General features: G+C 58.2%; 12 protein-coding genes. 3 read left to right on the plus strand and 9 right to left on the minus strand.

Annotated elements, in window-relative coordinates; genetic code table 11:
* Positions 1-11: 11 nt before the first annotated feature.
* Genes M2416_RS15820 through rfaQ form a run of 4 tightly spaced genes read right to left on the minus strand, consistent with a single transcriptional unit; the run spans position 12 to position 4,323 of the window.
* The gene (locus tag M2416_RS15820) at positions 12-1,001 is read right to left on the minus strand and encodes a glycosyltransferase (RefSeq protein ID WP_076946283.1); all 990 of its coding nucleotides are present in this window, start codon (positions 999-1,001) and stop codon (positions 12-14) included.
* A gap of 30 nt (positions 1,002-1,031) precedes the next feature.
* Positions 1,032-2,120, minus strand: a complete 1,089-nt coding sequence (locus tag M2416_RS15825; protein ID WP_259225635.1) for a glycosyltransferase — start codon at positions 2,118-2,120, stop codon at positions 1,032-1,034.
* Between the two features lie 2 nt (positions 2,121-2,122).
* Positions 2,123-3,250: a glycosyltransferase family 4 protein gene (locus M2416_RS15830; protein ID WP_259225636.1), complete on the minus strand. Its 1,128-nt coding sequence runs from the start codon at positions 3,248-3,250 to the stop codon at positions 2,123-2,125.
* Entirely contained in the window at positions 3,247-4,323 is a 1,077-nt protein-coding gene (gene rfaQ / locus M2416_RS15835; RefSeq protein ID WP_259225637.1) for a putative lipopolysaccharide heptosyltransferase III, read from the minus strand. The genes M2416_RS15830 and rfaQ overlap by 4 nt, the downstream gene beginning before the upstream one ends.
* Positions 4,324-4,434: 111 nt before the next feature.
* Between rfaQ and M2416_RS15840 the strand changes: the two genes are divergently transcribed.
* Together M2416_RS15840 and M2416_RS15845 are read left to right on the plus strand one after the other, a co-directional pair.
* The gene (locus M2416_RS15840; protein ID WP_259225638.1) at positions 4,435-5,397 is read left to right on the plus strand and encodes a polysaccharide deacetylase family protein; all 963 of its coding nucleotides are present in this window, start codon (positions 4,435-4,437) and stop codon (positions 5,395-5,397) included.
* Between the two features lie 21 nt (positions 5,398-5,418).
* Positions 5,419-6,501 (plus strand): glycosyltransferase family 9 protein, encoded by a 1,083-nt coding sequence (locus M2416_RS15845; protein WP_259225641.1) that lies wholly within the window; start codon positions 5,419-5,421, stop codon positions 6,499-6,501.
* Between the two features lie 26 nt (positions 6,502-6,527).
* On the opposite strand, the gene M2416_RS15850 is transcribed toward M2416_RS15845, so the two are convergent.
* The 5 genes from M2416_RS15850 to rfaD form a co-directional block, all read right to left on the minus strand.
* Complete coding sequence (locus M2416_RS15850; RefSeq protein ID WP_076946277.1) at positions 6,528-7,697, minus strand: O-antigen ligase family protein; 1,170 nt, start codon at positions 7,695-7,697, stop codon at positions 6,528-6,530.
* Positions 7,675-8,583: a sugar glycosyltransferase gene (locus tag M2416_RS15855; RefSeq protein ID WP_076946276.1), complete on the minus strand. Its 909-nt coding sequence runs from the start codon at positions 8,581-8,583 to the stop codon at positions 7,675-7,677. Before M2416_RS15855 ends, M2416_RS15850 begins: the two co-directional genes overlap by 23 nt.
* Positions 8,583-9,554: a lipopolysaccharide heptosyltransferase RfaC gene (gene rfaC / locus M2416_RS15860; RefSeq protein ID WP_259225646.1), complete on the minus strand. Its 972-nt coding sequence runs from the start codon at positions 9,552-9,554 to the stop codon at positions 8,583-8,585. Before rfaC ends, M2416_RS15855 begins: the two co-directional genes overlap by 1 nt.
* Positions 9,555-9,557: 3 nt before the next feature.
* A complete protein-coding gene (rfaF, locus tag M2416_RS15865) occupies positions 9,558-10,616 on the minus strand; it encodes an ADP-heptose--LPS heptosyltransferase RfaF (protein WP_259225649.1) in 1,059 nt (352 codons plus the stop codon).
* Between the two features lie 83 nt (positions 10,617-10,699).
* Positions 10,700-11,665, minus strand: a complete 966-nt coding sequence (gene rfaD, locus M2416_RS15870; protein WP_041143210.1) for an ADP-glyceromanno-heptose 6-epimerase — start codon at positions 11,663-11,665, stop codon at positions 10,700-10,702.
* Positions 11,666-11,878: 213 nt separating this feature from the next.
* Between rfaD and kbl the strand changes: the two genes are divergently transcribed.
* A complete protein-coding gene (gene kbl, locus M2416_RS15875) occupies positions 11,879-13,072 on the plus strand; it encodes a glycine C-acetyltransferase (RefSeq protein WP_259225650.1) in 1,194 nt (397 codons plus the stop codon).
* Positions 13,073-13,076: the final 4 nt, after the last annotated feature.

The raw sequence follows: 13,076 nt of genomic DNA on the forward strand, positions 1-13,076 counted from the left end.
GGGATTCAGCGTCAGGCCGCGTTGCGATAGCGCTTAATACGCAGGTAGCGCCGCCCAAGGCGCCAGCGTAAGCGGAACGTTCCGGCATTTTTCCAGATCAGGTGCCAGATGCCGCGGTCGAAGAACTCTTTAATGATAATATGCTTTTTTGATTCATCTTTCATGCTATCGAAGGTATGAATAATTCCCAGCCCCTCTTTCGCAATCTGCCAGCGGCAGGCGGAAATATGGCGCACCTTATCCGGATAGCGTTGGTTAATGGCGTCGAGCATCTCAAGAATCTTCATGTAGTGGCGGGCAGAGCGCATCAGCGTGTCGTCGTTATCCGGCTTGTGCGATACCGATTCTGAATGGATATAGTAATCGTAAAACTGCTCGCTGGTGTACTGCACGCGCTCGGCCGCCAGCAGCGCCTCGGTGGTCCAGGGAATATCCTGATGGCGCAGGCCCGGCTCAAAGTGAAAACGATGCTGCATGATAAATTCGCGGCGATAGATGTTCAGCCAGGTCACGTGCAGGAACTTACGCGAATCCAGCGCCTGTTTTAGCCACACGTGGCCCGGCAGCACGCCGGTAGACGGCAGCCGATCCGGAGGGAGGATCGGGTGGATATCATTTTTGCTCTCGTAGACGTAGCGGCCGTTGCAGGTGGCGATATCGAGATTGCCCTGCTCCGCCATCGCCAGCAGCGTGCGGTACATGCCGGGATAGAGCTTATCGTCGATATCCGGGAAGGCCAGGTATTTACCGCTGGCTACCGCCAGGCCGGTGTTGCGCGCGACCGAGACGCCCTGGTTTTCCTGCTCCAGCACCCTGACGTTTTGTAGCCGCGCTTTCCACGCATCGATAACCGCGAGGCTGCCGTCCGTCGAGCCGTCGTTCACCAGAATCAGTTCATAGCTTTCCAGCTGCTGTTGCTCAAGGCATTCAAAGAACTGCGCAAGGAATTTTTCGCCGTTGTAGACGGCGGCCACGATGCTCAGTAAAGGCGTTTGACTCATAAATCGTTCGATCCTGGTTAAATAACGGCGTCAGGCGCGGCGCAGCTGACGGTACTGCTGACAAATCGTATCGACGCTGAACTTTTCCAGCGCGGATTGTTCGATGACAGGCGGGTTATGGTAAATGCTTTGCATCGTCTGAGCCAGCGCCGGGCCGTTGAGATCGGCGAGGCCGCGGGCTAATTCGCCGGTAAGGATCTCCGTCACGCCGCCCGGGCAGCGGGTGCTGGCAACCGGCGTGTTCAGCAGCAGCGCCTCTACGATAACGTTGCCAAAGCCTTCGCTATCCGAGCTGAGCACCAGCATCCTGGCGTGTTTAATCCACGGCAGCGGGTTTTTATGGAAGCCTTTAAACAGCACGCGATCGCCGACCTGCAGCCGCTCTGCCAGCTGGCGCAGGCGCTGCTCCTGCTTGCCCTGTCCCAGCAGCACCAGCGGCGCCTGGATACCGCTTTGGGCATAGGCCTCAATCAGCCGATCGTGGCGCTTGCCGGGGTGAAAACGCCCGACGTGGATAATATAGTCCCCGGCAGGCTGCTCGCCCGGTAGCTCCGCGCCGGCCCGCAGGGCGGCGATATCAAACGGATTATAAATCGTTTTCAGCTGCGCCGGGCGAATGGCGAACTGGCTGACCAGATCCTCGCCGACCGCATCGGAGACGGTCACCACGTTGCGTCCCTGATAGACGCGCTTGATTTTCTGCTGCTTCATCCAGCGATCGAAACCGGTACGGTGGCCAAGATAGGAGGTAGAGAAGACGCCGTGCAGGCAGAACCAGACGTTACGCTGTGCGAGCGCGCGGCTGCGGGCGACGATGCGGTCAGTTTTATGCAGATTGGAGAGCACCAGATCGAAATTGCCCTGCTGCTCAGACTCGGCGATGGCCGCATCAAGCTGGCCCGCGCGGCGCGACAGCTCGGTCAGCTTGCGCCACGGCTTTCGGCAGCGGTCGCTAATCACGCGGTAATCCAGCCCTTCTGGCAGCGGGTAGTCGCAAACGTCGCGCAGTGAAAACAGCGAGACGCGCTCTCCCTGGCGCAAAAAATGTTCCGCCAGCGTGAGCACCACTTTTTCCGCTCCGCCGCCGGGCAGGCCGTCGATGACAAACAGTATGCGCATAGCTATTTTACCAGGTCCTGATAGAAAGAGAGCAGCTGCGCTGAGAGTCGCTCGCTGGTGCAGGTCATAATGCGTTCGCGCGCCCGGATGCCTTCCGCCGAACCTAAGGCGCGGGCGGGGAGCGCGGCCACCGCCTGCTGCAGCGCCGGAATATCCAGCGCGTCGCAAACGAAACCGTTGCTGCCCTCAATAATAAACTCCGATCCGCCGCATCCGGTGGTGGTAATCACCGGCAGGCCGCAGGCCATCGCTTCAAGGATAACGTTAGGGAACGGATCGTACAGCGTGGGCAGCAGCAGCCCGTCGGCCATCTGGTAGAAGGGCAGGGTTTCTGACTGCATGCCGAAGAAGCGTACCCGCTCCCCGCAGTTCAGCGTTTTAGCCAGCGCCTGATAGCGGCTCTGGTCTTTATCCTTGCCCACCACCAGCAGGTAGCGGTCGGTGGGGGCGATGGCGCGGATCGCCGCCTCCAGACCCTTGCGCTCAAAGCCGGAGCCCACGTAGATCAGGCAGGTTGCCTGGCGCGGTAGGTTCCATTGGTCACGCAGCGTGATAAAGGCTTCTTCCGTTGGCGGCAGGAAGCGCTGGTTATCAATCGCGTTGTAGATAACGCGGATCTTCTCCGCCGGCAGGCCGAAGTCGGCAATAATTTCCTGTTTAATCATCTCCGCGTTGCAGATGACTCCGCGCAGGTGCGGGTCGTGATACATCTCGCGTTCAGCCTGCATGACGTAGCGGTGGTAGCGATCGGCAAACAGCAGGCGGCTTTTCCAGCCGGGCAGTATGCGCGAGCGCTGCTCCAGCCAGCGGCGATGGACGCCGTCGCCGGCGCGATACAGATCGCAGCCCGGAATACGCTCATGGCTCTGAACCAGGTCGAAATTTTCAGCCTGCCACAGCCGGCGCGCGGCGTCGGCAAAGCCGCGTTCACGGCTGATGCGTCCCCATTTGCGCGGGTTGCAGATGCGAATATTCCACTCGGGCTTCACCGGCCCCTGCCATTCACGGGTGATGACGTTCAGCTCAAGATTACTGCTATCGAGGGCCTCCAGCGCGCGGGAAACGAAACGCTCCGCGCCGCCGTCGGGGCGATATTTCTGCCGCACCAGGGCGAGCCTGAATTTGCTCATGCCAGCACCTTTTTAGCCGCCGCAATCACCACGTCGGCGGGAATTAAATCGAGATAGCGCTCTTCTGTTCCGGTATCAATGTCGTCAGGGTCGGGCAGAGGGCCAAAATCTCCGGCCCAGATGACTTCGCCCTTCGCCTGCCACGGGCGCCAGAAGGTCAGCTTTGACGGGCCGAACAGCGCCACCAGCGGCGTGCCGAGGGCGGCAGCCATATGCATGGGTACGGAATCAACGCCGACAAATAAGCGGGCGTGGCCGATGACCGCCGCCAGCTGACGCAGGCTCAACTGGCCAGCAAGAGAGTGCAGGCGGGCGTCCGGGCAGCCGGCGATAATGGTCTCTACCATGCGCTTCTCTTTCTCATCGGGCCCCGACGTTAGCACCACGGCATGCCCCGCCGCCGACAGCGCGTTAATCAGCGCGCTCATCCGCTCTTCCCGCCAGCATTTAAAGAACCAGCGGGAGGTGGGTTGAATGACGATATAGTTACCCTCAAACCCCGCCGGCAGCAGCGCGCGGCTGCTCTCCCAGTCCTGTTCGCTGTAGCCCATGCGCGCCGGCGCGTCGTTAACGGCCAGGCCGAGAGGGGCCAGAATGGAGAGGTTCTGCTCCACCGTATGCAGGCTTTGATGCTGCTGGGTAGAGGCCAGGGCGGTATGGCAGAAGCGCCAGGCCGGATGGCGGCGTTTCGGGAAATCAAAGCCGATGCGCGTGGCGGCGCCGGTTAAGCGGGTAATAATGGCGCTCGGCCACTGATCGGCAAGGTTGAGCACCATGTCGTAGCGCTGCTGGCGAAGCGTGCGGATCAGCCGCAGCTCCATTTTGAGCTGATGGCCGGTTCCCTGCTTTTTCCAGCGGCGGTCAATCGCGTAAATCTGGTTAACATCCGCGTTCGCTGCGAGCATATCCCGGGTCTCTTCATAAAGCAGCACATCAACGCTGGCCGCGGGATACTGCCGTTTGAGGGCGTGAACGAGCGGCGTGATCAGCAGCATATCGCCGTGATGGCGCAGCTTGATGACCAGGATGCGCGCCGGGTTCACGGCACCGGGAGAGCAGGTTTCAGGCGTCATTCTCTGTTCTTCATTCAGTATCAGGGTTCCGATTCTAGGGGATCAGATAGATTGAGAGAAGCGTTGTCTTGCTCTACCATGACCCGATACGTATGGTCTGAGGACGTTTTCGTGCACAATCCCGCATTTCTCATCACGATTGATACCGAGGGTGATAACCTCTGGCAAAAACATGACAGCATCACCACTGAGAATGCGCGTTATTTACCGCGTTTTCAGCAGCTTTGCGAAAAGTATGGTTTTAAACCGGTCTATTTAACCAACTACGAGATGGCGATAGATCCATTCTATATCGAATTCGCTAAAGATGTGATTGCCCGCGGCACCGCCGAAATCGGTATGCACCTGCATGCCTGGAATAGCCCGCCGACCGACCCGCTGACCGCCGATGACTGGCGACATAAGCCCTATCTTATCGAATACAGCGATGCGGCGATGCGTGAAAAGGTCGCCTATATGACCCGCCTGCTGGAAGAGACCTTCCAGACCAAAATGGTCAGCCATCGCGCCGGACGCTGGGCGTTTGATGAGCGCTATGCGCGCCTGCTGGTGGAGCATGGCTATCAGGTCGACTGTTCGGTGACGCCCCGGGTCAACTGGAAAACGGCGAAAGGCGCCCCGCAGGGCGATGGCGGCACCGATTATCGCCGCTTCCCGCAGCACGCTTATTTCCTCGACGAGAACGACATCAGCCGGGAAGGACGCTCTTCGCTGCTGGAGGTGCCGATGAGCATCCAGTACAAACACAGCGCCCTGATGAACGGCATTAAGCAGGGCTATGACCGCCTGCGCGGCAAGGTGCGCTCGCCGTCGGTTCACTGGCTGCGGCCGATGGGCGGTAACGTTGAGACGATGAAAAAGGTCGTCGAACAAACGTTGACTCAGGGCAGCGACTACGTCGAATATATGCTCCACTCTTCTGAGTACATGCCCGGCGGCAGCCCGACGTTTAAAAACGAGCAGGATATCGAACGTTTGTATGCGGACCTCGAAAGCTTCTTCAACTGGCTGGCGCCGCAGGTCAAAGGGATGACGTTGGCGGAGTACTACCAACACAAACAAGCATCGCGCTAAAAAGCCATAAGCAGGGATCGTATGGGTATGTTTAAACAGCTGACGCGGAAGAAAAACGCTTTCTTTCGCAAAATTAAATTTAATTTAATTAACTATCGTTACAGAAATAAGCGCGAGCGTCAGCCGTTTAATCCTGCGCAGATTCAGCGCGTTTTATTTTTACGCCTGGACGACAAGGTCGGCGATATGGTGGTGACCACAGGCTGCGCAAAGCTGCTGTCCGAGCATGGCTATCAGGTTTCCGTGCTTACCGGGCCGATATGCCGGCAAATGCTGACCGGCGCAGACTTCCTGGAGCGGGTCTATTTGTATCAACCCCGGATGGCGCTGGATGAATTACGCGCGGCAGGTTTTGACGCCGTCGTTGATTTTGATGACGTGAAAACCTACGAGCGTTTTAAATTACTCGCGGATTTAGGCGCCCGCTGCAATATCGGTTTTAATAAAGACGAATATAAGCTTTACGATTGGTCAATTGCCTTTTTCGACAGCCAGCGCCATATTTCTGCCCGCTATAAAGAGGTGGCCAGGCTATTTGGCATCGTCAACGAGCATTACCACTATCATCTCCCCGGCGATGCCGCCGAGCGGCAGAGAGTGAAGCATTTACTGGCGCAGGAAAAGGGCCGCGAAATTTGTATCGCCATAAACCCCTTCACCGCCTCAGTCGATAAGGACTTTTGCCGTCACCAGGTCGCGGATCTGATTGAGCGGCTGCACGCTCTGCCTTACAAAGTGAGCGTGGTGATGGTTGGGCATAGCGAAAAAATTCGCCAGCTGAAGCTGGATACGGCGCTGTATCTCCCTGATAGCAATATTAATTCAGCGGTAGAGGTGATTCGCTGCTGCGATCTTGTTATCACCGCGGATACCGCGATCGTCCATATCGCCAGGGCGTTCGATAAGCCGATGGTGGCGGTCTACAACAAGCGCAAACTCAAAGATACCGGCCTGCCGGGATACACCATCTGGGCGCCGGGATATGACAAGGCGAAGCAAGTCGTCTGCGAAGAAGTTAACGTTGCCGATATGACGATTGATGCCATCTGGCCGGTTATCAAAGTGCAGGCGGATAGCCTGGTGGCTTCCGCCGGACAGGCATAAAAAAGGGCCCCGCCAGGGCCCTTTTTTTAGCGCTTATCCTTCAGGCTACTGCTCAGCGCAATGCCCAGCGGCAGCCAGAACAGGGGCCAGGTTTCCCGGGGATTGCTGATGATAAACATCCCCTGTGAGGCCATAAAAATCAGCGCGTAGCCGAAAATCGCCAGCCCGTAGCGGCTATCCTCCCGCCGTTTACTCCACGCCCGCCACAACCCGCCGGCAATAACCGCAAACAGCAGCAGCAGGCCAATAATGCCGCCTTTCAGCAGCGAGCCGAGATAGACGCTATGGGTGGTGGTGATATGCTCGCCGCTGTAGTTCGTAAAGTCGAGGTCGTAGTCAAAACCGCGTCCCAGCCACGGCTGGCTGGAGACCTCTTCGAGGGTGTGGCGCCAGATGCTGATGCGCAGCCCGCTCTGCGTCCCGAGCTCTTCAAAGCGCGCCAGCAGCAGGTCGCCCACCGGCGTGAAGAAGAAAAGCAGGCCTAAAATTAGCGCTAATGCAGCGACGATCAACACGTTGCGGCGCGTAAAGACATGCAGGTGCAGGGTGCAGAAAAAGGCCACCAGCAGGGCGATAATCGGGCCCCGGCTTTGGGTCAGAACCATCATGACCAGCATGATGGCCATCGGCACATACAGGAGGTGGCTGCCTTTTTCTTTGAGCAGCATGGCGCAAATGAGAATACCAATACCGCAATAGCCCGCGAGGTCGATAACGTTGGTCGGGCCGGGGTTACCCGGTGACACCGCGCGTTCGGTCAGGACCAGAGTATGGTCGATGACCATGGTCCAGATGGAGATGACCGTGATGCCGGCAACCACGCTCATCAGCGCCAGACGTCGGGTCTGCGGGGAGCCGAGCAGAGTCGTCAGCAGCAGCAGATAGAACAGCAAATACGTCCCATGAGTCAGGGGAGAGTCGATATGCTGCGGCGTCTGGCCCCAAATGTTGCTCAGCGCATAGTAGACGAAGAATATCAGCAGCAGCGCATAAACCGGCCACTGCTGGCGCGTCTTATCCGCCAGCTGCTGGCGATGGTCTTTATTAAGCAGCGACAGCAGAAACAGCAAAATAGAGAGATGAAGAAGGTTGTTTGCTCGGGTCGATATGCAAAAAATTGCGCTGAAAAACAGAAACAAAGGAAAGACAACGGTGTAACCCTGCCTGGCGTAGTTACTGATTTTTAAAGTACTCATCAAAAGAAACCTTTTCGAAAATCGTTTCCGGAACCGCGCTTTCTAAAGAGAAGTTGACGACCCGGATATGGTTTTGTTGCAGCACGTTAGCGGCGTGCGAAAAGGACGGCATGACCAGGTCATCCACCTTATTTTCCAGCCAGGAAGGGAGTTTATCCCGATCCGTTTCGTAGAATCGCGGCTGGTTGAAATTAGTCATATCCAGTCCGCTTATTAGAATCGTTTTGAACCCCAACCACATCAGAATTTGTAGCGCCCAGTAGACAACGGTTCCGGCATCAAAAATGCCGTGCCGGATATCGGTACTAAAGCAAATATCCTCGCGCTGAGGGTGGAAGCGTATCGCCTCGACCGCTTGCCAGGCCTGACGAACCTGATTTTTCGCGACTTTAGGCCGATAAATTTTATAACAGGCATCTTCAATTAACGCCAAACGGCAGCGCAGCGCTTCGCCGTGGCGGTCGAGGATTTTTGCGATACCGTGCAGGGTGGTAAAGAGCACGAGATCGGGCTGGCTGATGACGGCGCGGATGATGTCCGGTTTTCTATCGTAAAACTCCATATCGACGATGGTATAGATAGAAAATTTAATCCTGTCAGAGAGGTGCCACGCACCGTTAACCCCCATAACCGGAATGCTTTTCGGCAGCAGCGAAAAATCGATGCTGCGGGTGGAGGGGCCGGTGGCGGTCAGCAGCACTTCGCCGTGCATGCTGTCCTTCATCTCGCTGAGATCGACCAGCGGGACCGTTTTTCCTTTGTACTGCAGGCTGCGGATTTCACCGCCAGGCGCGCGGGTTATCTTTGCCCACGGCCACAGGTTCTCATTATGGCGAAAGGCACGCGGATGCGTGTAGCGATAGATTTGCTTAAACAAGGAGCCCATCAGGCCACTCCCTGGGAGGTCAACAGCTGCAGAACCCGTGAGGCGCTAATATCCCCCGTGCCGCCGCCGTTTTCCGGGCGCACGACGTACTGGTTTTGCCCATAGCCGCCGATAAGACCCGGATCGGTCGGGCCGTAGAGGGTAAAATTAGGCTTATCGAGCGCGGCGGTTAAATGACTCAGGCCGGTATCGACGGAGACCACGCCGCGGGCGCCTGCCAGCACCTGGGCGACCTGCTCCAGGCTCATGCGCGGCAGCACCTCGACAAAATCATGTCCCTGCGCCAGCCGTTTGGCCCGCGCCTCTTCGTGCGGGGCGCCCCACGGCAGCTTAATCCGCAGGCCGCGGTCGGCGAGCAGCGCGATAAGTGCCCGCCAGTTCTCTTCCGGCCAGTGCTTATCATCGCGGGTGGTGGCGTGCAGGAAGACCAGATAGGGCGCGGCAGCGGCCTCTTCCTGACGCAGAAAGTGGCGGGCAATCGCGTAGTCGCCCTGGGATTCTGGCCTGGCGTAGCCGAGGCTTTTGGCAAACAGCTCGCGGGTGCGCTCAACGGCGTGCTGCTGCTTAGCAATGTGGTGGCGGCGGTTATAGAACAGGCTTGCCAGCGGCTCGCGGGCCGTCTGCCAGTCCATGCCGTGCTTCACGCCGTGCGCCAGTCGGGTCACCAGCGCCGCGCTTTTCACCAGCCCCTGGGCGTCAATGATAGCGTCGTACTTCTCCGCCCGCAGCGCCTGGCGGAAAGCTTTACGCTCGGCCTTAACCGGTGCGGAAAACCAGGCCTTGCGCCAGCGGCGAATGGCCACCGGAATCACGCGGTCAACGCTTTGGTGCCAGGAGGGGATCTGGGCGAAGCCCTCCTCGACCACCCAGTCGAAGCGAATTCCGGGGAAGGCCTGCGCGGCGTCGGTCAGTGCGGGCAGCGAGTGCAGGACGTCGCCCATGGACGAGGTTTTAACGATCAGTACCCGCATCCGCTACGCTTCCTCTTTTTCGGCTTCGTTCTGCAGCAGCTGATTCAGCTCCTCCAGGACGCGCTGCGGCGTAATATCGATCAGGCTCTGATGATACCCTTCTGCCGCATCTCCTTTACGCACCTTGTGGTAGCCGCTTATCAGGCGGATGGTCCGCGCCTTATGCGACAGCGGCGGCGTAAAGTCGGGGCTGCTTGGGCCATACAGCGCAACCAGCGGGCGGCTGAGCGCGGCGGCAACGTGCATCAGGCCGGAGTCGTTGCTGATAACCGCCGTGCAGGCGGCAATCAGCACCACCGCCTGTTCAAGCTGGGTTTCACCGGCCAGGTTACGGCACCATGCCTGCTGCTGCGTGCTGAGAGCGGCCAGAATATCGTTGCCCGCTTCATGGTCCTTGGCCGAACCAAAAAGCAGCACCTGATAGCCTTCATCGATCAGCTGTTTGGCCAGTTCGGCGTAGTGGTAGTGTGGCCAGCGCTTGGCTGGACCGAACTCGGCCCCGGGGCAGAAGCCGATAATGGGGCGATGGGCAGAAATACTGAAGGCGCTGCAGACCTGCGATTTCTCCCCTTCATGCACCAGCAGTTGCGGCCAGAGCAGCGGCTGCGGCAGATCTTTCGCGCAGCGCATCACGCCTTTGTCGTAGGCTAAGGCCACGTAGCGCTCAACCATCAGCGGCCACGCGTCTTTATCCAGCGTTCTGGCGTCGTTCAGCAGGCCGTAGCGCATCTCACCGCGCCAGCCGGTGCGGTGCGGGATATTGGCGAAGAAGGGAACCAGCGCCGATTTAAACGAGTTTGGCAGCACGTAGGCGCGATCGTAGCGGCGCTCGCGCAGGCTGTGCCCAAGCTTGCGCCGTTCGCCGATCTCCAGCGCGCCGTGGCCGAGCGGCATGGGAATCGCCTCGTTGACTTCCGGCATCCGTGACAGCAGCGGACGGCACCACGCGGGCGCCATCACGTCGATGATTGCCTGGGGATAGCGCGCCTTGAGCGTGCGATAGAGACTTTGCGACATCATCATGTCGCCCACCCATGACGGGCCAATCACCAGTATTTTCATTCACTTTATCCTTCAAACGGTCTCTGCGTTGGCTACCTGCGTGCACTCCGGTCACTTGCTGTTGCAAGCTCCCGGAGATTCACTTAGCTGCCCGAATGATTTTGTGAATTTGTATCGCTGTCGCGGTTGAGCCAGGCCATATATTCCGTTACGCCTTCGGCGACGGTCTTGAACGGTTTGTCATAACCCGCCGCGCGCAGGTTAGTGAGGTCTGCCTGGGTAAATGCCTGGTAGCGGCCCTTCAGCTTGTCCGGGAACGGGATGTATTCGATGCTGCCCTTCTGGTGGTATGCCAGGGTGGCATCGGCTACCGCCTGGAAGGACTCTGCCCGGCCGGTGCCGAGATTGAAAATACCGGATGCGCCGTTTTCCCAGAACCACAGGTTGACCGCCGCCACGTCGCCGACGTAGACGAAGTCGCGCTTGAAGCTATCGCTGCCTTCGAACAGTTTCGGACTTTCGCCATTATTCAGCTGGGTATTGAGGTGGAACGCCACGCTTGCCATGCTGCCTTTATGGCCTTCGCGCGGCCCGTAGACGTTGAAATAGCGGAAGCCGACGATCTGCGAGTCAACTTCCGGCAGGATCTGGCGTACGTATTCGTCAAACAGGAACTTGGAGTAGCCGTAGACGTTGAGCGGCTGCTCGTATTCGCGGGATTCGATAAAGTTGCTGGTACGGCCGCCGTAGGTGGCTGCGGAAGAGGCGTACAGGAACGGGATCTCGCGCTCCAGGCAGTAGTGAAGCAGCTCTTTGGAGTACTGATAGTTGTTGTCCATCATGTACTTGCCGTCCCACTCCGTGGTGGAGGAGCAGGCGCCTTCATGGAACACCGCTTCAATTTCGTCGCCGAACTCTTCGCCCGCCATCACCTGGATCAGGAAGTCTTCTTTATCCATGTAATCAGCGATGTTCAGGTCAACCAGGTTCACAAACTTGGTGCCATCTTTCAGATTATCTACGACCAAAATGTCGGTAATGCCTTTGTCATTCAGGGCTTTGACGATATTGCTGCCGATAAAGCCTGCGCCGCCGGTAACGATGATCATAACAGTAACCTTTGAAGTATGGAGTCCAGAGATAATCCGGACACGAATGCTTCTATCATATCACCACATGAGAAAGGCTTCAGCCCTTCGCAAAAAAGGTGCTGGGCGAGCGTGATTTATGCTGCAAATAATTCATTCAGGCATGCATCATCTCGTATCAGCGTATAGCTTTGGGTAATATGTGCCAAATTTTGCCGAATCTGGAGAGTTGCAATGCGTGGTGATTTTTATCAACAGTTAACCAATAGCCTGGATACCGCTCGCGCGGAGGGGCTGTTTAAAGAAGAACGCATTATCACATCGGCGCAGCAGGCGGATATCACCGTCGGCGGCAACAGCGTGATTAACTTCTGTGCCAATAACTATCTCGGCCTCGCCAACCATCCGGAGCTGATTGCCGCGGCGAAAGCCGGTATGGACAGTCACGGCTTCGGCATGGCCTCCGTGCGCTTTATTTGCGGGACCCAGGACAGCCATAAAGCGCTTGAGAAGAAGCTGGCCGGGTTCCTCGGTATGGAAGATGCGATTCTCTACTCCTCCTGCTTTGACGCCAACGGCGGCCTGTTCGAAACCCTGCTGGGCGCGGAGGACGCCATTATCTCCGATGCCCTGAACCACGCGTCGATCATCGACGGCGTGCGCCTGTGTAAAGCGAAGCGCTTCCGCTACGCCAACAACGATATGCAGGAGCTGGAAGGGCGGCTGAAAGAGGCGCGTGAGGCCGGCGCGCGGCATGTGCTGATCGCCACCGACGGCGTGTTCTCCATGGACGGCGTGATTGCCAACCTGAAAGGCGTCTGCGACCTCGCGGATAAATACGACGCGCTGGTTATGGTCGACGACTCCCACGCCGTCGGCTTTGTCGGCGAAAACGGCCGCGGCTCCCACGAGTACTGCGAGGTGATGGGCCGGGTGGATATCATCACCGGCACCCTCGGTAAGGCGCTGGGCGGCGCGTCCGGCGGCTATACCGCGGCGCGCAAAGAGGTGGTTGAGTGGCTGCGCCAGCGCTCGCGCCCGTATCTGTTCTCCAACTCGCTGGCCCCGGCGATCGTCGCCGCCTCCATCAAAGTGCTGGAGATGGTGGAGTCCGGCGGCGAACTGCGCGACCGCCTGTGGTCCAACGCGCGCCTGTTCCGCGAAAAAATGACCGCTGCGGGCTTTACCCTGGCGGGCGCCGATCACGCCATCATTCCGGTGATGCTCGGCGAAGCGACCGTGGCGCAGAATTTTGCCCGCGAGCTGCAGAAAGAAGGTATTTACGTCACCGGATTCTTCTATCCGGTGGTACCAAAAGGCCAGGCGCGTATTCGCACCCAGATGTCTGCGGCGCATACCCCTGAACAAATTGAACGTGCGGTGGAAGCCTTTACCCGCATCGGCAAACAACTGGGCGTCATTGCCTGAGGGT

The sequence above is a fragment of the Klebsiella sp. BIGb0132 genome (assembly GCF_024810075.1).
Lineage (GTDB): Bacteria > Pseudomonadota > Gammaproteobacteria > Enterobacterales > Enterobacteriaceae > Klebsiella > Klebsiella terrigena.